Source organism: Actinoplanes subtropicus, from assembly GCF_000721705.1.
Classification (GTDB): Bacteria; Actinomycetota; Actinomycetes; order Mycobacteriales; family Micromonosporaceae; genus Actinoplanes; species Actinoplanes subtropicus.
Window position 1 is genome coordinate 1 of record NZ_JOJL01000002.1, and the last position, 19380, is coordinate 19380.

Consider the following 19380-nt stretch of genomic DNA (forward strand, 5'->3'; position numbering starts at 1 on the left):
CGCCGCGACATCACCGAAGCCACCCGATGGGCCGGCCGGAACATGACCAGACCCTTCGCCATCCTCGGAATCACATCATGATCTTGAAACGGCCGTGGCACCCAGTTCGACCTTTCCACCGTCGAAAAGGCGGACGACGTCGCTGTACGGAAAACCGGCCAGCACCGAACTCTGAACGCCGTCCCCGTTCCCGATCGCCAGGTAGGCGGCGTAGGGGGCACCGGTGAGGACATACGCCGCGTCGGGTTCGGTCGCCATGATGACGCTGCGACCCTTCGGGCCGTCGAGGTTCTGGTGGTACGCGCCTTCCAGCGGCAGGACCGGGCCCAGCGGACAGCCGAGGGCGGCGGCTCCACCGTTTCTCTGGTATGCCTCGTAGAACGCTTGCTGGTACTCGTCGTTGCCGAAGCCGACGACGGCGCACGCACGCACGGCACTTTCTCGTACCCGGTCCTCAAACATATGGCCGGCGATCGATCCCAGGACCACGCTGATCGGAATCGCGAGGGCCAAGCCGATTATCGGGCCGCGCCGAGATCGCCGCGGTGCGGCCGTCGGACGATCCTTCAGCAAAAGGCGCATCAATCCGGTGGCGACGGCGGCGTCCACGGCGAAAATGACGGTCCAGATAACCTTTTCGGAGGTCGGCAGGCCCAGAATTCCGACGATCGCAACGGGCAGCGCGGCGATGGCTCCCCAGATGCCCAGCAGCAGGCCGATTGTCGGAAGATCCAAAGGTACGCCGGACCATTTTGGAATCTTCGGAAGTCGGAGTTTTCCGAGCGCGCGCTTCAACCGGCCGATTGCTGGGGCGAGCGGCGGAAAGGGGATACGCGGCAGCACCTTCATGGCTTCCTGCCTTACGATCTGACGTCTTTGTCGGGGTAAGCAAAAGGGTAGGGAGCCGGTGCCGGGGGAGTCAGTAGCAAATGTCATTGGAGAGGTGAGCATCTCTCGCCTTCATCGAGGACGGCCGCTATCTCCACAACGGCGGGCGTGCCGCGCGAGGACTGAGAAAGGCCGGCCGGAGCTGCCCGATCGGCTAAAGTGTGCCCATGACGGCGGAGGTTGCGGACGTGGTCGACCGGCTGGCCGGGGCGTCCCGGATCGGGCTCGGGCTGGCCGCCGTCGGTCGCCCGGCCTACATCAACCTGGGCCGCGCGGAAGACCTCCCGGCCGAGCGGACCGTCGAGGCGATGCGGTCGCGGGCGCACGAGCTGCTCGATACGGCGTACGCGAACGGGGTCCGGTATTTCGATGTCGCCCGGTCCTACGGCCGCGCCGAGGAGTTCCTCGCGCAGTGGCTGGAGGGAAAGAACGACGTCGTGGTCGGCAGCAAGTGGGGGTACACCTACACCGCCGATTGGCGGATGGACGCCGAGGTCAACGAGGTCAAGGACCACGGCGTCGCGACCTTCGAGCGGCAGCTCGGCGAGACCCGGGCGCTGCTCGGCGACCGCCTCGACCTCTACCAGATCCACTCGCTGACGCCGGACAGCAGCGCGCTGCACGACACCGAGCTCCACGAGAGACTCGCCGCTCAGGGCGTGGTGGTCGGGTTCTCGACGAGCGGGCCCCGGCAGGCCGAGACGATCCGGGCCGCGCTCGCGATCCGGGTCGGCGGGCGGCCGCTGTTCCGCAGCGTGCAGGCCACCTGGAACCTCCTCGAGCCCAGCGCGGGGCCGGCGCTCGCCGAGGCGCACGAGGCCGGTTGCCTGGTGATCGTGAAGGAGGCGCTGGCCAACGGCCGGCTCGCCGTGGAGGGGCCCGGCGACGCGGTGGCCCTCGCGGCGGCGCTTCGGCAGCCCTGGGCGACCATCGTGCTCTCCGGGGCGGCGACCGCCGATCAGCTCGCCTCGAACCTGAGGGCGGAGACGATGAACCCGCGGGCGGAGACGATGAACCCGCGGGCGGAGACGATGAACCCGCGGGCGGAGACGATCAGCGCCCGCTTCGACCCGGACCTGGCGATGCCGGCCGATCGTTACTGGCAGGAACGCTCCCGCCTGCCGTGGGCGTGAGCAGCTCCACGCCGCTCGCCGCGAGGGCGTCGCGCAGGTCGGGCGGCGGCGCGGTGTCGGTGATCAGGTAGTCGGCGGCGCCCAGCTCGGACACCTGGGCGAACAGGCGGCGGCCGAACTTCGAGGAGTCGGCCAGGATCGCCACCCGGGCGGCCCGGGAGATCATTTCCTGCATCATCGCGGCCTCGGCGAGGTTGCTCGTCGTGTAGCCGGCGTCGGCCGAGACGGCGCCGACGCCGATCAGCGCCAGGTCGCAGCTGATGTCCAGGTCGGCGCCGGTGGTGGCGCGGAAGCTCACCGGGCCGATGGTGGCCAGGGTGAGGGCGCGCACCGCGCCGCCGAAGACGTAGATGTCGCGGACGGCCGAGGGCGGCAGCGCGCCGGGCAGCAGCAGGTTGTTCGTCGCCACCGTGAGGTCGCGGTGCTGGCCGAGGTTGCGGGCCAGGGCGAGCGTGGTGGTCCCGCCATTGATCATGATGGTGGAGCCGTCCTCGACCAGGGCGGCGGCCAGCGCGGCGATCTTCTCCTTCTCCTGCTCCTGCACGGTGAGCCGCTGGTCGACGGCGCGGTCGGTGGTGCGGGAGACGGTGGAGAGGCTGACGGCGCCGCCGTACGTGCGGACCAGGCTGCCGTCGGCGGCCAGCTGATCGAGGTCGCGCCGCACCGTGTCGATCGAGACACCGAAGCGTTCGGCCAGCTCGCTCACCGTGACCTGGCCGGTCTCGGCCACATAGGCCGCCAGCTGAGCCTTGCGTCCGGCCGGTAGGTGGCGCTGCCGGTCGTCCTTGTCAACGCTCACGGATTCCCCCTCGTCAGTGCGGCAGTATGCCACAAACACGCAAGGCCTCGATTGGCTGCAGCCCCGTTCCGCAAGAGTATGCCGTACTTCGCTGTTTTCTGCTGTTCTTCTCTTGTCTCTGTACGTAACACGCTGCTAACGTGACGCCAACGTTGCAGAGAACAGGAAGATCTCGATATAGAAGGAGCCTGCCATGGCGGTTGGTGCAACCCGGCTGAAGCGAGTGATAGGGGCGGTGACGGCGGTCGCGACGGTCGCCTTCGCGGCGGCGTGCGGCTCGAGCGACTCGGGCGACGCGGCCTCCGGCGGAAACGTGACGCTCGAGTTCGCCCAGTGGTGGGGTGCCGAGCTCCCGGCCGGGGACCTCGACAAGATCGTCAGCGATTTCACGGCGCAGAATCCGAACATCAAGATCAAACTGCTGAGCGCGCCGTACGCTTCGACCAAGCAGCAGCTGATCACCGGCGCCGCCTCGAAGACGCTGCCCGACGTGGTCGGCCTGGACGGCGCCTGGGTCAACGACTTCGCCAAGCAGGGCGCCATCACCGACATGTCGAAGCTGATGACCGACTCCAACTACGACGCCAGCCAGCTGGCCAGCCAGATCCAGGTCAACGGCAAGACGTACATGATCCCGGTGGTCAACTTCGTCTATCCGCTGTTCGTCAACAAGGACCTGCTCGCCAAGGCCGGCGTCGCGAAGACGCCCACCACCCGCAGCGAGTTCCTCGACGCGGCCAAGAAGATCAGCGCCCTCGGCGGCGACGTGAAGGGCTGGGCGCTCCCGCTCGACACCGCCGTCCCCAACGGCATCCAGAACGACGTCATGTCCTGGCTCTGGGCCTCCGGCGGCAGCATGCTGCAGGACGGCAAGCCGGCCCTGCAGACCCCCGCGGTCAAGAGCACGGTCGAGTACGTGAAGAGCCTCAACGACGCGGGCGTCATCGCACCCGGCTCGCTCACCATGAAGGAGCAGGACAAGGTCGAGAAGTTCACCAACGGCCAGGTCGGCATGATGATCGACTCGCTGGCGCACATCAACCTGATCAAGAAGAACGCGCCGAGCCTCAAGTTCGAGGTGGCCGCCCTGCCGGCCGAGGACGGCTACACCGGCAAGCGCGGCATCCCGTACGCAAGCTGGGGAATTGGCATTTCGAACTCGACCAAGCACAAGGCCGAGGCGTTCAAGTTCGTGTCCTACCTGATGAGCAAGGACACCAACGCCAAGCTCAGCACGATCGCCAACGGCTTCCCGGGCAACAAGACCGCCCAGCCCGACTTCGGCGACAGCGACCCGCTGTTCAAGACCGCCTTCGACATCTACCAGCAGGGCTACCCGGCCAACGAGTTCGTCGGCCTGCCCAAGTCCGAGGACCTCATGCGCAGCTTCGACGAGCAGCTCCAGCTCGTGCTCACCGGCAAGTCCAGCGTCGACGACGCGCTCGCCAAGGCGCAGCAGTCCTGGTCCTCGGTGATCGGATAGTCATGTCCTCCCTGACGGCTTCCCCGGTGGCGCCGCCCGTCGAACAGGCGGCGCCACCGAAGAAGAAGACGATGGCCCGGCGCCTGATCCCGTACGGCTATCTGTCCCCGACGGTGATCCTGATCGTGGTCCTGATGGTCATCCCGATCGTCATGGTGATCAGCTACTCGTTCCGGGACAACGTGATCGTCCAGGACAACTCGGTGTTCGCCGGCTTCGCCAACTACACCAAGGTGCTCACCGACCCGGATTTCCTGACCGCCATCCAGAACACGGCCGTCTTCATCACGGTCAGCACGGTGGCCCATCTGGTGCTCGGACTGGCCTTCGCGATGATGCTCAACACCCCGCTGCTGGGCGGCGTCGCGAAGGCGGTCTTCCGGATCGTCTACATCCTGCCCTGGCTGTTCACGGTCGCGGTGATCGCCGTCATCTGGCGGCTGCTGCTCGACCCGTCCGGCGTGGTCAACTACGTGCTGCACACGCTGGGGGTCGTCCAGCAGGGGGTGAACTGGCTCGGCGACCCGGGCAAGGCGCTCTGGGTGGTCACCTTCATCAACATCTGGTCCGGCTACCCGTTCTTCATGATCAGTCTGCTGGCCGGGCTGCAGGGCATTCCCGGCGACCTGTACGAGGCGGCCGCCGTCGACGGGACGAACTGGTTCCAGCGGTTCCGCCACGTGACGCTGCCGCAGCTGCGCCCGGTGATCATCAGCATGGCGGTGCTCGACCTGATCTGGACGTCCCAGCAGTTCGCGCTGATCTGGATGACGACCGGCGGCGGGCCGCTGCACGCCACCGAGATGCTCAGCACCTACACCTACAAGCAGGCCTTCAGCGAGTACGAGTTCTCCACCGCCGCCGCGGCCGCCGTGATCGTGCTGCTGCTCACGATGGTGCTGGCCTTCTTCTACGTACGCCAGCAGAGGGAGCGCTGAGATGCCGACCGTCCGGACCAAGCGCACCCTGGCCAAGGCCGGCGTCATCACCGGGCTGGTGCTCGGCGGGCTGTTCGCCGGCTTGCCGGTGCTGTGGATGCTGTCCACCTCGTTCAAGAACAACGGGGAGGTCTTCCAGAACCCGCCGCGGCTGATCACCAAGGGCTTCACCCTCGGCGCGTACCGGGAGATCTTCGGCAACGGCGGCCAGCTGCGGTTCTTCGCGAACAGCTACCTGGTGGCGCTGTCGGTGACGGCGCTGACGCTGCTGGTGGCGCTGCTGGCCGCCTTCGCGTTCAGCCGCTTCACCTTCCCGTTCCAGAAGACCATCAACGCCGTGATCGTCAGCGTCCAGGCCGTGCCGCCGATCACGCTGGTCATCCCGTACTTCGGGCTCGTCGTCGCGCTCGGGCTGTACAACACCTATCCCGGCCTGATCCTCACGCACATGGTGTTCACCCTGCCGTACGCGATCATCATGCTCACCGCGTACCTGAACACGCTGCCGCGCGAGCTGGACGAGTCCGTCAAGGTGGACGGCGGCACCAGCTGGACCGCGCTGTGGCGGATCCTGGTGCCGATCTCGGTGCCCGGCCTGATCGCGGTCGGCGTCTACACGTTCATGATCTCGTGGAACGAGTACCTGTTCGCGCTCACGCTGACCCGTACCGACGACATGCGCACGGTGCCGATCGGCATCCAGCTGCTGATGGGCCAGCACTCGTACGAGTGGAACCAGATGATGGCGATGAGCATCCTCGGGTCGATCCCGGTTCTGGTGCTCTTCCTCCTCTTCCAGAAGCGGTTCATCGGCGGCCTCACCGCCGGCGCCGTCAAAGCCTAAGCCCCCGTTTTAAGGAGAAAGAACCGTAATGCTGACGACCGGCAAGGCGATCCTGGACGTCGCCAACGAACACAGCTTCGCCGTGCCCGCCTTCAACATCAGCGACTGGGCGATGTTCCAGGGGATCGTGGAGATCAGCGAGGAGACGGACGCACCGCTGATCGTCGCCATCCATCCCGACGAGGTGAAGCACATCGGCCCCGACATGATCACCGGCATCGTCGCGCGGGCGCACCGCTCGTCCGCGCCGATCGCGATCCACTGGGACCACGGCGCGACCTACGACGAGGTCCTGACCGCCATCCAGTACGGCTTCACGTCCGTGATGATCGACGGCTCGCTGAAGCCGTTCGAGGAGAACCTCGCGCTCACCAGGAAGGTCACCGACTCGGCGCACGTCGTCGGCGTGTCGGTGGAGGGCGAGCTCGGCACGATCGGCGGGAACGACAGCTACGCCGAGGCCGGCGCCGCCGAGATCATCTACACCGACCCGGACGACGCGGTCACCTTCGTCGAGCGGACCGGGGTGGACAGCCTCGCCATCGCGATCGGCACCTTCCACGGCTTCTACCCGGCGCACCTCAAGCCGGAGCTCAAGCTCGACCTGCTCAAGGAGATCAAGAGCCGGGTGCGGATCCCGCTGGTGCTGCACGGCGGCTCGGGCAACCCGGACGAGGAGATCCGCGAGGCCGCCCGGATCGGCATCAACAAGATCAATATCTCCACCGACATCAAGGTCGCCTACCACAACAGGATGCGCGAGGTCCTCGGCGACGACCCCAAGGTGCGCGAGCCCAACGCGATCCAACCCGCATGCATTCACGCCATGCAGATCGTCGCCGCCCAGAAGATCGAGCTGTTCGGCGCCGCCGGCAAGGGCTCGCTCTACTGACATGCCTCGGTTTGGTGGCGCTGTCGCGTCTCGAGTATTGCTAGGCCTCGGCGGCTGCGTCGACTACGAGCTGAAGCTCACCGCCGATGTCCTGGAAAAACTGATCATTGCGTACGGCGTGCGGGCCGCCGAGCTCACGTCGCCGGCCGCGGCGGTGGTCGACGAGCGGGACCTGGTCGTGTCCATTTTGCGCTATATGTCCCGGGGCGCGGGCGGCGAGCACTACGTCGCCTCCGCCCCGGCGCTCACCGCCTTCGCCGACCGGTTCCCGCGCCGGGAGACGCTGGGCGGCACCTCGGTGCGGGCCGGGATCCTGATGAGCCGCCTCGGCGTGCCCTCGACGCTGCACCTGGTCACGGTCAACGACACCTTCCGCCGCCTGCTGCCGGCCGGCACCGAGTACGTCACCAGCGGCGCGGCGGACACCTTCTATCCGCACCTGATCGTCCAGTACGACCGCGGGCTGCGCCTCGACGCCGGCGACATCGCCATGACCGCCCCGGCGCCGAACCGCCTGATCTACGTCAACGACCCGGCGAACGGCGACATGCTGCTCACCGCCGATCTCGGCGACCGGCTGGCGGCGGCGGACATCTTCCTGATCTCGGGGCTCAACGCCATGCGGGACCGGGCCGAGCTCGACGCGCGGCTCGCCCTGCTGCGCGACCACATGCGGCGCCTGCGGCCGGGGGCGGTGACCTACTTCGAGGACGCGGCCTACCACGAGCCCGCGTTCAGCCGCCGGGTCCGCGAGGCGCTGCTCGACCGGATCGACGTGTACGGGCTGAACGAGGACGAACTCCAGTCGTACCTGAACCGGACGGTCGACCTGCTCGACCCGGCCGACGTCGCGGAGGCGCTGACCGAGGTGCGCGCGCTCATCCCGGCGCCGACGCTCGTGCTGCACACCAAGTACTGGGCCCTGGCTCACGGCCGGGGCGAATACGCCGAAGCCCTCGACACCGGCACCGTCATGGCCGCGACCCGCTATGCCCACGGCGACGACTTCACCGACGAGGATGTCGAGCGCCTTCGCCGGCGGCCGCGGCGGCCCGAGTCGGTCGCCTTCGCGGCGGCGATGCGCTCGCGTGCGGTCGTCGACTGCGTGCCCGGCTTCGCGCTGGACGTCGAGAACCCGACTACCGTGGGGTTAGGCGACACCTTCGTCGGCGGCTTCCTGGCCGAAGTAGCTCGCAAAGGACCCAGATGACCGTCGAGGCACTGCCCGCCAACCAGCCGGAGACGTTCTACCGCGGCGCCGGCCGGATCGCCGAGTTCCGCAACGTGCCGGCGCTGCCGGACCGGCCCGAGGACTGGGTGGCGTCGACCACCAGCCGGTTCGGCCTGGCGCCGTCCGGGCTGTCCACCCTGCCGGACGGCCGGGTGCTGGCCGAGGCGATCGCGGTGGATCCGCGCCGGTGGCTCGGCCCCGACCGGACCGACACCGGCGTGCTGGTCAAGCTGCTCGACGCGGGCCAGCGGCTGCCGCTGCACGTCCATCCCGGCCGGCGCTTCGCGACCGAGCACCTGGCCTCGCCGTACGGGAAGACCGAAGCCTGGGTGATCGTCTCGGCCCGGCCCGGCGCGTACGTCCACCTCGGTTTTGATCGTGATGTTTCCCCGGAAGAGCTGGCCAAGTGGGTGGCCGAGCAGGACACGAAGGGCATGCTGGCGGCGACGAACCGGATCCCGGTGGCGGCCGGTGACGCGATCCTCTGCCCGGCCGGCCTGCCGCACGCGATCGGCGACGGCATCCTGCTGGTCGAGATCCAGGAGCCGACCGACTTCTCCGTGCTGCTGGAGTACGAGGAGTTCGGGCTGGCCGACGGGCATCTCGGGCTGGGCTACGACCTGGCGCTGTCGTGCGTGGACCGCGGCGCGTGGAGCCCGTCCCGGCTGGCCGGCCTGCGCGGCGGCGAGGGCCGGCTGCTTCCGGCGGCGGCCGACGAGTTCTTCCGGGCCGCGCGTCATCGCGGGGGAGACCGGCTGGCGCAGGGGTTCGCCGTGCTGGTCGCGGTGGCGGGGGAGGGCCGGCTGCGCGGCGAGCACGACGACGTGCCCGTCCGCCGGGGCGACACCCTGCTGATTCCGTACGCGGCTGGGCCGCTCCGGCTCGACGGCCCGGTCGAGGCGATCCGGCTCGCGGCGTCCGCCTGAACCGACGCTGCCGCGGACTGGCCAATCGGTGATCCGGCGACGGTCCCTGGGACGAAGAAGGCCGCGCTACCAGCGATGCTGAGCAGGTCCTGGACGGCGAAAGCATGGGCGGGGCCATCCCGCTGTCATGCTTACCGGCATGACCGGACGAGGGGCGAGAGTGTGGAACTGACCGTCGCGGGACTGCAGGCCGCCGGCGTTCCGGGCGACGTCGAGGCGAACCGCGCCCAGCTGCGCGTGGCCGCGGCGGAGGCGGCCGCGACCGGAGCCGGGCTGCTGATCACCCCCGAGCTGTACCTGACCGGCTACGACATTGGCGATCAGGTGCGCGAGCTCGCCCGGCTGGACCTGGCCGGCACGGTGCGGCAGATCGCCCGGGAAGCGGGCATCGCGATCCTCGCGGGCCTCCCGGAACCGGCCGGTGAGCGGCTCCACAACACCGCGATCCTGGTCGACGAGCGCGGCGAGGTGCTTCTCCGGTATCGCAAGACGCACCTGTTCGGCGACCTCGACCGGCGATATTTTGTCCCCGGCGACGACCTGGTCGTCATGGCCGAGCTGCACGGCGTCCGGATCGCCGTGCTGATCTGCTACGACGTCGAATTTCCCGAGACCGTACGGGCGGCCGCCGAGCGCGGTGCCGACCTGATCGCCGTCCCGACCGCGCAGATGACGCCCTTCGCGTTCGTGGCCGAGCAGGTGATCCGCGCGCGGGCCTGGGAGAACCAGGTCTTCGTCGCGTACATCAACCACGCCGGGCGGGAGCGGACCCTCGAGTACGTCGGTCGCAGCAGCATCGTCGCCCCGTCCGGGGACGTGCTGGCGAGCGCCGCCGACGGCGATCACCTCTTGCTGGCCACGGTCGACACCGACGTGGTCGCCCGGGCCCGCGCGGCGAACCCGTATCTGGCCGACCGGCGCACCGACCTCTACCGACGCGTCAGGCCGTGACCGTGGCGGTGATCGTCCAGGGGACCGGCGGGGACGGGCACGGCGTGGGCGCGTGATTGCAGGCGGTGTCGGTGTGCGTGGACACCTGGACGGTGCCCGCCGCCGAGGCGAGGTAGCGGGCCACGAGCGGCTGGCCGGTGGGGTAGCCGCCGGTGGTGTCGCGCGGCACCAGCACGCCGCTGGTGGAGAGGGCCGGCGGCACGTAGTCGAGGGGCAGGCTGACCACGAGCGTGTCGCCCACGTGCAGGCGTACGGTCGATTCGTTGCCGGCGGTGGAAACGGTGACGGTCTGCCCGGTGGGCGCGAGGACGGTGACGTGCAGCGTCCAGAGCCGGATCGGGATGGCGCACGGCGGCGTGGTGTGCAGGCACGCGTAGTCCGAGTGCGTGGTGACGTCGGCCTGCCCGGGCGACACCGCCCGGTAGAGGGCGGTGAGGGGTTGCCCGGTGGGATATCCGCCGCTCGCGGAGAGCCTCGTCAGGGCGGCCCCGGCGGTCGGCGTGAGGTATTCGGCGCCGAGGGACACGCCGAGCGTCTGCCCGGCCATCAGGGTGATCGTGCGCTGGTCGTCGGTCGCCCCGACGGCGACATCCGGGCCGGGCGGCGGTGGCGGAGCGTCGTTGTCGCAGGTGAGCATCGGGGCCGGTCCGGTGCCGGCCAGCTGCATCCCGAAGGTGGTGGACGCGCCCGGCGCGAGGGCCCCGTTGTACGGCGCGTTGACCGCGGTGGCCGTGCCGCCCGAGGTGCTCACGGTGGCGTTCCACGCGGAGACCACCTGCCGGCCAGTGCCCAGGGTCCAGGTCACCGTCCACTTCGTGGTGGGCGCCGCGGCGGCGTTGGCGACCGTGACGGAGACGATCTGCCCGGTGGCCCACTGCGAGTCGATGTGGGCGTTGGCGGTGCACCCGCTGGTGGCGAGAGCCGGGGTCGTGATGACGACGGCGGCCAGGGCGACCGTGCCGCCCAGCACCGCGCCCAGGGACCCGATCTTCCTCGGCAACGACATGACCCCAGACTGCCATAGACGTGCGTCGATTTAAACCGCCGAACAGTGCGGGAACGGCACGCTCAGCAGCCCGGCCCGGGTGGAGACCTGGTAGCGGGTTCGCCCCCGCTTGACCACGGTGCCGGTCAGGCCCGCGTAGCGGCCCGTGCCGGTCAGCCGGACCCGTTCGCCGACCTGGAGCGGCACCGGCGCGGGCGGCGGCGCGGACCGGCCGGACCGGATGCGGGCCAGCTCGGCCTCGTAGCGGGGGTCCATCGAGGCCGGCCCGTCCCGGTGCGACCAGGTGTAGATCGCGGCCGGGTCGAAGCCGGCGGAGCAGCCGCGGCAGGACTTGACCCGGATCGGGCGGCGGTGCGCCGTCGTCCGGTGCCCGGCCGGGCAGACACCGACCCAGGGCCCGTCGACGCTCGGCGCGTCCACCGGCAGGCAGCGCTCGCCCGAGCAGCCGATCCGCCGCGCGGCGGCCCGCCAGACCCGGTCGTGGCCGTGCCGCGGGCCGGCCAGGGCGTGCGCGATCTCGTGCAGCACCGTGTCGGTGACCTGCTCGATCTCGTAGATGGCGACCAGCGGGCGGGAGAGCCCGATCTCCTTGCGGTCGTAGCGGCACACCCCGGCCCGGGTCTTGGCGTTGTCGAACACCAGGCGCCACCCGGCCAGCCCGTGCCGCGCCATCAGGCCGGCGGCGAGCTGCCGCGCCTCCGTCAGATCCAACCCCGCCGCCCCCGTCGACTCACCGGCGCCCCAGTTTAGGTCAGGGCCGACTCCAGGGCTTTGGCGATCTTGCGGTGGCCCGCGGCGCTCGGGTGATCGCCGTCGGCGGCCAGCAGGGACGTGTCGTTCCTGGTGCCGGAGCTGCCCTTGAACGGGGTGAAGATGTCGACATACGTGGCGGCCCGGTCCTTGGCGGCCGCGGCGATCTGGGCGTTCTCCGCCTTGGTGAGCGCGACGCTGTTCGCCACGTAGCCGTCGCCGCGGGCGGCGGCCACGTCGCCGTCGAGGAAGACATTCCAGTAGCCGGTGATCTCGACGGTCGCGGTCCGCCCGTCGAGCAGCGTGTTGACCTTCTTCAGCACCTCGTCGAGCTGCGGGGCCTGCTGCCGGAGAGTGGACTGGAAGCAGCTCAGATCGGGAGCGCTGCACGAGCCGTCGGCGACCGAGCCGGTGTCGAAGTCGTTCGCCCCGATCGTGATGATCACCAGGTCGGCGGCGGCGATCTTCCGGCCTACGGAAGCCTGATTGAGCTGGTCGAGCAGGCCGGCGGTGGTCAGGCCGCCCTCGGCCAGGTTCGAGACCTCGGCGGTGGTGCCGAGGCGAGCGGCCTCGGCCCGGCCGGCCAGGGAGACGTACGAGGTGCAGTCGCAGGCGCTGGCGGCCGGAACCGAGTCGCCCAGCCCGACCACCCGGTACGGCCCGGAGTGTGTGGGGGAGGCCGACGGCGTCGGCGTCGTCGTCACGGAGGCCGAAACCGGCGACGGTGCGGCGGTGGGGGTGGTGGTGGTGGTGGTGCTGGAGGTGGTGGTCGACGAGCGGGACCGGCCCAGGGCACGTGCCGCCTGTGGGCCGGCGGTCAGCAGCAGCACGGCGGCGACTACGAGTCCGGCGAGCGTGTAGGTGGCGGCGCGGCGACCTCGGGCGGCGTGAGCAGGCATGGCAGCAAAGTTGCCCACTTTTTCTAAGGTTCTTCCATGCGCCTCCTGTGATCGTCCTGTGCGCCGGTTAGTCACCGGGCAGCACCCGAATGGTGGCATCGCGAAGACCAACGCCCGGTGGCCGATTACCGGTGCGGTTGGCCAAGGTATAACCTGTGGCCCCGATCGCATCTGGACGGCTCGGGGGCCGTTCAGGCGACCTCACGGGCGGTTTGGACGTCACGGCAACCCTGACCGCATACGATCAGGGCCGACGACTAGCCTGTCCTGATATGTGAATATTCTACCGGTAGGGATGCCTTGGACGAGACCGCGGCGTTAGAGACAGATCTCGCCGATTTACGTGGCATGACGTTGGATCAACTGTGTCAGCCGGCGCTCCGCGGCGCCCTGGCGCCGTTCCGCCGTGCCCTCCTGAGGCAGGTCGAAAAGCCGCGCCCGAACATCGGAACGGGGCCGCCCGGTCGCGCCGACTGACCGTCCGTTCCCGATGTGCGCCCAGGAGGATCCCGCTCGATGACCGCGGTTGTCCGGCACCGACTTTCCCCCGAATCCTTCGCCCTCCTGTCTCGGGGCGACGCTTCACCGGGGCTGGCCCACGACTTCTGGATCACCGAGGAGAGCAGGCGCCTGCTTCTGGTGAGCACCCTGATCGACGAGATCGGGAAGCAGCCGGGCGTGCTGGGGCCGCTGGCGCCCGTCGACGGCGTCCTGGAGGTTCTCGCGACGGCCCAGCGGACGGCGCCGGACGCGGTGCGCGGCCTGCTGATGAACCCGGGCGTCGGCAGCGGATGCGCCTATGCCCTGCGCCGGCTGCGCGGCGGCGCTAGCAGCACCGCACCACTCTTCCTGGACCTGGGCGTCGTGCACGCGCTCGCCCTGGCGGCCGCGGCCCGCGCCGGCCTGACCTGGTCGACCCGGCTCCCGCTGCGGGACGGGCACCTCATGCTGCACACCTACGGCCTGGTCCACTTCCCGGGATCGGCCGCCGGCGCGATGGTCCAGGCGAGCGCCGAGGCCGGCCGCCTCCGCTTCCACGACGGCGACCAGCACCTACTCGTTCCGGCCGACGGGTCCGATTCGGTCCACCGCGGCGGGGAGCCGCAATGGTGGGGGCTGCGCCGCGTCGAGGTGGGCGACGAGCCCCGGCTCTCGGTCTGGCTGGACGATCTCGACCCCCTGCGCGATCTCGGTGCTCCGATTCCGCCGGCCCGGCTGGACCCGGAATCGTTCGCCCGATGGCGGCGCCTCCTCGCCGACGCCTGGGCTCTGCTGTGCCGCGACTACCCGGCGGACGCTGAGGTCATGGCCGGTGGCATCACGGCCATCGTCCCGCTCGATCCCCTGCCGGGCTGGGACACCCGGAGCGCGTCCAACGGCGAGGCCTTCGGCGGCGTGATGGTCTCCGAGCCGCCGGACGCGGCCGTCATGGCCGTCTCACTTATTCATGAATTTCAACATATAAAGCTCGGGGCGCTGCTCCACCTGATCGGCCTCACCGAGCCCGACGACGGCACGCTCTACTATGCGCCGTGGCGGGATGACCCCAGGCCGCTCGCCGGGCTGCTCCAGGGCATCTACGCCTTCTTCGGCATAGCGCGATTCTGGCGGACCCGGCTCGAGAAGGTGCACGGCCGGGACCGGAAGATCGCCGCGTTCGAGTACGCGTACGCCCTGCGGCAGACCGCCGAGTCCGTCCAGATCGGGCTGGCCGCCACCGGGCTCACCCCGGCCGGGCGCGAACTGCTCGAGGGACTCCGGGATCAGGTCGACGAGTGGCAGGCGACGCCCACGGCGACCGTGGCGGCGGCGATCGACCGGCTCGCCCGGATCACCGCGGACAGCCATCGGATCGGCTGGCGCCTGCGGCATTTCCGTCCGCGCGCGGCGGAGGTCGCCGCCCTCGCCGCGTCCCTCGCGGACCGCGACCCGGCGGCTCCCGGCGAGCTGGAACCGGCCGTGCTGAGCCCGCACCCCGGGCTGCGCTGGCGGCAACGCATCCCGAACGCCGCCCGCCGCCGTGCGGTCGCCGACGGCGCCCCCCGGGCCGGCGACGCGGACCCGATAACCGTGGGCGAGAACGCCTTGCTGGCGAACGACCCGGCGGCGGCACGGGAGGCGTTCGCCGCGGTGCTGAGCCGGCCCGGCCCGCCCACACCGGCGCACGTGTCCGACGACGAGGCCCGGGCCTGGGCCGGCCTGGCCATGAGCCTCGACGCCGAGGGCGACCGACCGGCCGCCGAGGTGCTCAGCCGGCGCCCCGACCTGGTGCGTGCCCTCCACGCCGCGCGGCCGTCGCACCCACCGGCCGAACTGGCCCGCTGGCTCGCGCCGGCCCTGCGTTAGACACCCGTCAGAAGGGCATCGGGTCGACGTCGCAGTTGGCGCGCTGGCGCGCGTTCGCGGCGCGGATCGCCGGGTGTTCGTTGCCGAGCACCCGGCCGTAGGCGGCGACCGTCTCGGCGAACAACGCCGCGCCCTCGTCCGTCCGGCCGACCGCGGTGAGGTCGAAGGCGTAGTTCAGCGAGCACGCCAGTGTGGACGGATGGTCCCGGCCGATCAGCTCCCGGCAGAGGTCGAGCAGCCGGCTGTCCAGGTCGTATGCCTCCCGGTGCCGGCCCTGTGCGGACAGGTCGCTCGCCAGGTTGATGCCGCAGGTCAGGGTGAGAATGTGTTTCTCGCCGAGCTTGTCGTGCAGCCCCTCCCAGGCGGCCCGGTTGTGCTCCTCGGAACGCTCCGCCTGGCCCAGCAGACGCAGCACGATGCCCAGATTCGTCCGGGCGTACAGGGTGTAGGGATGGTCCTCGCCCAGCGTTTCCCGGTAGTCGTTCGAGGTCTGTTCCGCGAGTTCCCGCGCCCGCGGCAGGTCGTCCGACTCCCGCAGGTCGACCGCGAAGTTCAGCGCCGCCGCGATGGTGTGCGGGTGGGTCGCGCCGAACCGGTCGCGGAAGCGGTTCATCGTGTCCTCGGCCAACTTGTAGGCGCCTTCGTGGTCACCGGCACGGCGCCGGGCCACGGCCAGGTTCCGGGCGATCTGGATCGTCTCCTGATGCGCCTGGCCGAACAGCCGTACGTACCGGTTGTAGTTGTCCTCCACCATCCGGCGCGAGCGGATGTACTCGCCGCACTCGCGTTCGTCGATGGTCAGGTTGTTCAGCGTCCGGAGCGTCTCCGGGTGGTCGTGGCCGAGTACGGCGAGACGTCGCCGGTAGGTGTCCGCGTCGAGTTGGCGGGCGACCCGGAACTCACCGGTCAGTCGTAGGCTGACGCCGAGGTTGTGCGCCGCCACCAGCGTGTTCGGATCGTTCTCGCCGAGGCGGTTGCGGGCGGTGCGGAATGCTCCGAGATCGAGCTCGCGGGCGTCGACGAACTGTCCGGCGACCCGCCGGGCGTAGGCGACCATGCTCATCGCGTCGATGGTTCCCTCGTCCTCCGGTCCGAGCGTCCGGAGGTAGAGCTGGAGGGTCTGCTGCTGAATGGCCGCGGCCTCGTCGAACCTGCCCAGCAGGGACCAGTAGTAGCCGAGGAGCTTGGCCGCCGTGAGCGTCTGCGGATGGTCGGTGCCGAGCCGGACCCGCCAGTCGTCGACGACCTGCTGGGCCAGGTCGTGCCCGGTTCGGTAGTCGCCCCAGTAGTAGTAGAACTTGACCAGGTTGATCACCACGTCCCGGGCCCAGTCGTCCTCGCAGGCCCAGGCGCGGGAGGCGATCAGGTGGGACGCCAGCGCCTGGTATCGCAGCCACTGCTGGGAGTCCTCCGGGGCGCCGAGCTTGACGCCGGTGAGCAGAATGTGCGCGCCGTGCTCCATCAGGGACCGTCGGTCGTTGTCGATGCTGTCCTGCAGCACCTTCTGTACGAGCCGATGCAGCTGAAGGGTGTTGCCGCGATGGTCGACCCGGGCCAGCACGTAGTTCTGGATCTCGCGGATCGCCTGGTTGAGCCGGCTCGGGTTCTTCAACGCCTCGTCGAGTTCGGGCGCGCCCATGGCGCCCCGGACCCCCTCGAAGAGGTCGCGGCTGATCGGCTCGGGGGCGAAGAACGAGCAGACCTGGAGCAGTTGCAGCGCGGCCGGGCTCTCGCCGGCCAGCCGGTCCAGGGCGACGTTGGCCGCCGCCGCGACCGGCACCTCGTACCCGGGGGCCAGATCGAGTTCGGACAGCTGCTCCTGCTTCTCCCGGATCAATTCGAGATACTCGCCGACCGCCATGCCGGTCTCGTGCAGCCAGGCCGAGGCGTGTTCGATCGCCAGCGGCAGGTCGCCGAGCGCGGTGGCGAGGCGGTCGGCGTCGGCCTCCGGGAGGTCCCGATTCCGGCGCTTGAGCAGGCGTACGCTCTCCGCCCGGGAGAAGACGTCCACCTCCAGCGACTCCGCGATCTCGTTCCACCTCTGGTTCCGCGAGGTGATCAGGACCTTGCCGGTGCCCTCCTCCGGGAAGTAGTCGCGGACGGTCTCCGGATTCTCGGCGTTGTCGAAAACCAGAAGCCAGTTGCCCCAGGGCGTTCCGGCGCGTAGCGCATCCCGGACCTTCGGCACCGCGGAGATGACCTCGTTACCGACCTCCAGACCGAGACGGTTGCCGAGTTCGATCAGCGAGGCGAGAATTTGCGCCGGCCGTTCCGAGGGGACCCACCAGATCACGTCGTATTCGCCGCGGTGGCGATAGGCGTACTCGATAGCGATCTGCGACTTTCCCACGCCGCCCTCGCCGTGCAGGGCCTGGGGGAGCACGGCCGCGACGTTCTGCGTTCGCAGCCGGGTCTCGAGCTGTTCCAGCAGCGCCCGCCGCCCGGTGAACACGGGATTGCGCGGCGGGACGTTGCCCCAGACCTCCGGGGCCTGTTCCGGGCTCTGCCCGCCGACGATCTCCTGGAGGGTCAGTGGCCGTTCGTCCGGCAGCAGGGCGCTGGACAGGCCGAAGTCGTCGTGAATGGGGAACGAAGGTTCGTCGATCGCGCTTTCCCAGCGCTCCGGATCCGGCTGTGCGGGCACGGGATCACCGCCTTCCACGACGTCCGTGCTGGGGATGGCACGGTCCTCGGTTGCTGGGACTTCGGCAGGCTGACCGGTTCGCCTGTCGTAAGCGTCGATCGCCTCGCGCAGCCGCCGTGCGTGGATGACGTACGGTCCGGACAGGGCGTCGAGGACGACGAGTTCGATGCGATCCATCGCGATGGTGTCCGAGGTGACCCGCGGCTCGGGCGCGCTGTGCGGTGCCTCGATCACCTGGGTCAGCCGCGTGCCGGCCGGTACCGGCCGATGGGCGGCGATGGTCCGGAGCACCCGGGCCGAGTCGTCCCGGCTGGCACAGGAGAGCAACTCCTCCCGTACGCCCTTGGCGAACTCGAAGGCGGTGCCGCCGTCGTTCGCCGGCCGGACGAGGGGGCTGATCAGGACCTCGGCGAGGTGATGGGTCTCCGATTCGGGCAGCAGCAGCCGCTGGAGCCGATGCAGCAGCGGCAGTTCGAGCGGGGCGGCGGCCAACAGGGTGGCGAGCCGGAAGGCCTGCGACGACGCCGTACGCCGGAAGCCCTGCACCGCGGCCTCGGGCGCGGGCTCGTCCCCCGGATCGCCCCACTCCGGCGGGGTGCCCGGGTCGACCGTGTGCACGGTGGCGGCGGTCCAGACCGGCGGGCCGGTCACCAGCTGCGCCCACCAGCTCAGCCATCGCGGGCTGAGCTCGATCAGCGGCACCGCGAGCGACCCGGGCCGGACCGGCGGGTCGAAGACGCTGGTCATCCCCGAGTAGCGGACGAGGAGCTCGCCGGTGGCCGCACCCGGCCGGGGCCGGCGCAGTTGACAGCGCCGCGGGATGAGGTTGCCGCTCCGCCAGTGCCGCTGCGGGAGCGGGTTGACCAGGGCGAGCGGGCCGGAGCTTCCCCAGGTCCGGAGCAGCCCGTCGATCGACGGGTGCCGCCAGACCGCGCCGAGGCCATCCGTGATCACCAGGAAGATCTGCCGCCCCGACGGGTCGAGCAGCTCGGCCGGGCTGCGGACACCGCCGTGGGGAGCGTGGACGCGGGGCAGCCCCGCGTCGTCGGCGCACAGCTGGAAGGCGCGTACCGTCCGGAACGCGCTGTGCCGCTCCAGCAGGAGCCGGAACGCGGTCAGGGCCGGGCGCCACACCGCCATCGACGCGCCGCCGTCGACGAGAAGGGTGACGCCCAGCCATCGCTCCTGGGCCGAGCGGTACCGGGGCAGCCACACGCCAGTGTCCGCGGCCCATTCCGCGGTGGCGTCCTCGTCCAGCTCCGTCTCGGTGCTCGACCGGATCCGCCGTTTGAACGGATGCAGCGCGCGGGCGAGCCGGCGACCCGACGGCAACGAGCCGAACAGCGCGTTCTCGGCGAGGCCGGGCATCTCCGTGGCGTGGCGGACCAGGCCGCCGGCCACGCCGCCCCGGTCGTCCACCGGGACCGACGGTGGCGGGGCGCCGCCGGTGGGCGCCGCCGGCACGGTCGCCCGGTCGCCCGCCCGTTCCGGTCCGGTGGCCGCCGTCCCGCCGCGGGGTTCGGTGGTCGCGGCCGGTTCGCCGTCCTCCCGCGTCACCGCCGCGAGCCAGACCGCGTCGAGGATCTGAACGGCGTCCGGCTGCGAGCTCTCCGGCGGCTGGCCGGAGTGCTCCAGGTCGGCGCCGCTCAT

15 protein-coding genes are annotated in these 19380 nt (G+C 70.3%); 9 read left to right on the forward strand and 6 right to left on the reverse strand.

Annotation, left to right across the window (positions count from 1 at the left end):
- Window positions 1-75 precede the first annotated feature (75 nt).
- Window positions 76-849, reverse strand: a complete 774-nt coding sequence (locus tag IH26_RS0102120) for a hypothetical protein (protein ID WP_157436992.1) — start codon at window positions 847-849, stop codon at window positions 76-78.
- A 206-nt stretch (window positions 850-1055) separates the two neighbouring features.
- On the opposite strand from IH26_RS0102120, the gene IH26_RS0102125 reads away from it, so the two are divergent.
- Window positions 1056-2021 (forward strand): aldo/keto reductase, encoded by a 966-nt coding sequence (locus tag IH26_RS0102125; RefSeq protein WP_051807264.1) that lies wholly within the window; start codon window positions 1056-1058, stop codon window positions 2019-2021.
- On the opposite strand, the gene IH26_RS0102130 is transcribed toward IH26_RS0102125, so the two are convergent.
- Window positions 1942-2820 (reverse strand): DeoR/GlpR family DNA-binding transcription regulator, encoded by an 879-nt coding sequence (locus tag IH26_RS0102130; protein ID WP_051807266.1) that lies wholly within the window; start codon window positions 2818-2820, stop codon window positions 1942-1944. The two genes, IH26_RS0102125 and IH26_RS0102130, sit on opposite strands and share 80 nt — an antisense overlap.
- A gap of 193 nt (window positions 2821-3013) precedes the next feature.
- On the opposite strand from IH26_RS0102130, the gene IH26_RS0102135 reads away from it, so the two are divergent.
- From IH26_RS0102135 to IH26_RS0102165, 7 genes are all read left to right on the forward strand, one after another.
- Window positions 3014-4303 (forward strand): ABC transporter substrate-binding protein, encoded by a 1290-nt coding sequence (locus IH26_RS0102135; RefSeq protein WP_030434376.1) that lies wholly within the window; start codon window positions 3014-3016, stop codon window positions 4301-4303.
- A gap of 2 nt (window positions 4304-4305) precedes the next feature.
- The gene (locus tag IH26_RS0102140) at window positions 4306-5241 is read left to right on the forward strand and encodes a carbohydrate ABC transporter permease (protein ID WP_051807268.1); all 936 of its coding nucleotides are present in this window, start codon (window positions 4306-4308) and stop codon (window positions 5239-5241) included.
- A gap of 1 nt (window position 5242) precedes the next feature.
- Complete coding sequence (locus IH26_RS0102145) at window positions 5243-6085, forward strand: carbohydrate ABC transporter permease (RefSeq protein WP_030434378.1); 843 nt, start codon at window positions 5243-5245, stop codon at window positions 6083-6085.
- 28 nt (window positions 6086-6113) lie between these two features.
- Window positions 6114-6977, forward strand: a complete 864-nt coding sequence (locus IH26_RS0102150) for a ketose-bisphosphate aldolase (protein WP_030434379.1) — start codon at window positions 6114-6116, stop codon at window positions 6975-6977.
- A gap of 37 nt (window positions 6978-7014) precedes the next feature.
- Window positions 7015-8187, forward strand: a complete 1173-nt coding sequence (locus IH26_RS0102155; RefSeq protein ID WP_211268548.1) for an ADP-dependent glucokinase/phosphofructokinase — start codon at window positions 7015-7017, stop codon at window positions 8185-8187.
- Window positions 8184-9134 carry a class I mannose-6-phosphate isomerase gene (locus tag IH26_RS59395; RefSeq protein ID WP_030434381.1) on the forward strand — a complete coding sequence of 317 codons (951 nt, stop codon included), beginning with the start codon at window positions 8184-8186 and terminating at the stop codon, window positions 9132-9134. The genes IH26_RS0102155 and IH26_RS59395 overlap by 4 nt, the downstream gene beginning before the upstream one ends.
- Window positions 9135-9296: 162 nt before the next feature.
- A complete protein-coding gene (locus IH26_RS0102165; protein ID WP_211268549.1) occupies window positions 9297-10085 on the forward strand; it encodes a carbon-nitrogen hydrolase family protein in 789 nt (262 codons plus the stop codon).
- Here the strand turns inward: IH26_RS0102165 and IH26_RS0102170 are convergent.
- From IH26_RS0102170 to IH26_RS57460, 3 genes are read right to left on the reverse strand one after another with little or no spacing between them, the layout of a single operon-like run.
- Window positions 10075-11091, reverse strand: a complete 1017-nt coding sequence (locus IH26_RS0102170) for a cellulose binding domain-containing protein (RefSeq protein ID WP_084598557.1) — start codon at window positions 11089-11091, stop codon at window positions 10075-10077. The two genes, IH26_RS0102165 and IH26_RS0102170, sit on opposite strands and share 11 nt — an antisense overlap.
- 30 nt (window positions 11092-11121) lie before the next feature.
- Window positions 11122-11802, reverse strand: a complete 681-nt coding sequence (locus IH26_RS0102175; RefSeq protein WP_030434384.1) for a SprT-like domain-containing protein — start codon at window positions 11800-11802, stop codon at window positions 11122-11124.
- A gap of 35 nt (window positions 11803-11837) precedes the next feature.
- On the reverse strand, window positions 11838-12740 hold the full coding sequence (locus IH26_RS57460) for an SGNH/GDSL hydrolase family protein (RefSeq protein ID WP_169789704.1): 903 nt from the start codon (window positions 12738-12740) through the stop codon (window positions 11838-11840).
- 516 nt (window positions 12741-13256) lie between these two features.
- Here IH26_RS57460 and IH26_RS0102190 point away from each other — a divergent pair.
- Complete coding sequence (locus tag IH26_RS0102190) at window positions 13257-15086, forward strand: HEXXH motif domain-containing protein (RefSeq protein WP_030434387.1); 1830 nt, start codon at window positions 13257-13259, stop codon at window positions 15084-15086.
- 7 nt (window positions 15087-15093) lie between these two features.
- Here the strand turns inward: IH26_RS0102190 and fxsT are convergent, their stop codons facing one another.
- Window positions 15094-19380: an FxSxx-COOH system tetratricopeptide repeat protein gene (fxsT, locus tag IH26_RS0102195; RefSeq protein ID WP_051807270.1), complete on the reverse strand. Its 4287-nt coding sequence runs from the start codon at window positions 19378-19380 to the stop codon at window positions 15094-15096.

Excerpts from the sequence above, each read along its gene's own strand:
- IH26_RS0102120 (WP_157436992.1), bottom strand. The coding sequence starts at position 849 with ATGAAGGTGCTGCCGCGTATCCCCTTTCCGCCGCTCGCCCCAGCAATC.
- IH26_RS0102125 (WP_051807264.1), top strand. The coding sequence starts at position 1,056 with ATGACGGCGGAGGTTGCGGACGTGGTCGACCGGCTGGCCGGGGCGTCC.
- IH26_RS0102135 (WP_030434376.1), top strand. The coding sequence starts at position 3,014 with ATGGCGGTTGGTGCAACCCGGCTGAAGCGAGTGATAGGGGCGGTGACG.
- IH26_RS0102140 (WP_051807268.1), top strand. The coding sequence starts at position 4,306 with ATGTCCTCCCTGACGGCTTCCCCGGTGGCGCCGCCCGTCGAACAGGCG.
- IH26_RS0102145 (WP_030434378.1), top strand. The coding sequence starts at position 5,243 with ATGCCGACCGTCCGGACCAAGCGCACCCTGGCCAAGGCCGGCGTCATC.
- IH26_RS0102150 (WP_030434379.1), top strand. The coding sequence starts at position 6,114 with ATGCTGACGACCGGCAAGGCGATCCTGGACGTCGCCAACGAACACAGC.
- IH26_RS59395 (WP_030434381.1), top strand. The coding sequence starts at position 8,184 with ATGACCGTCGAGGCACTGCCCGCCAACCAGCCGGAGACGTTCTACCGC.
- IH26_RS0102170 (WP_084598557.1), bottom strand. The coding sequence starts at position 11,091 with ATGTCGTTGCCGAGGAAGATCGGGTCCCTGGGCGCGGTGCTGGGCGGC.
- IH26_RS57460 (WP_169789704.1), bottom strand. The coding sequence starts at position 12,740 with ATGCCTGCTCACGCCGCCCGAGGTCGCCGCGCCGCCACCTACACGCTC.
- IH26_RS0102190 (WP_030434387.1), top strand. The coding sequence starts at position 13,257 with ATGACCGCGGTTGTCCGGCACCGACTTTCCCCCGAATCCTTCGCCCTC.
- fxsT (WP_051807270.1), bottom strand. The coding sequence starts at position 19,380 with ATGAGCGGCGCCGACCTGGAGCACTCCGGCCAGCCGCCGGAGAGCTCG.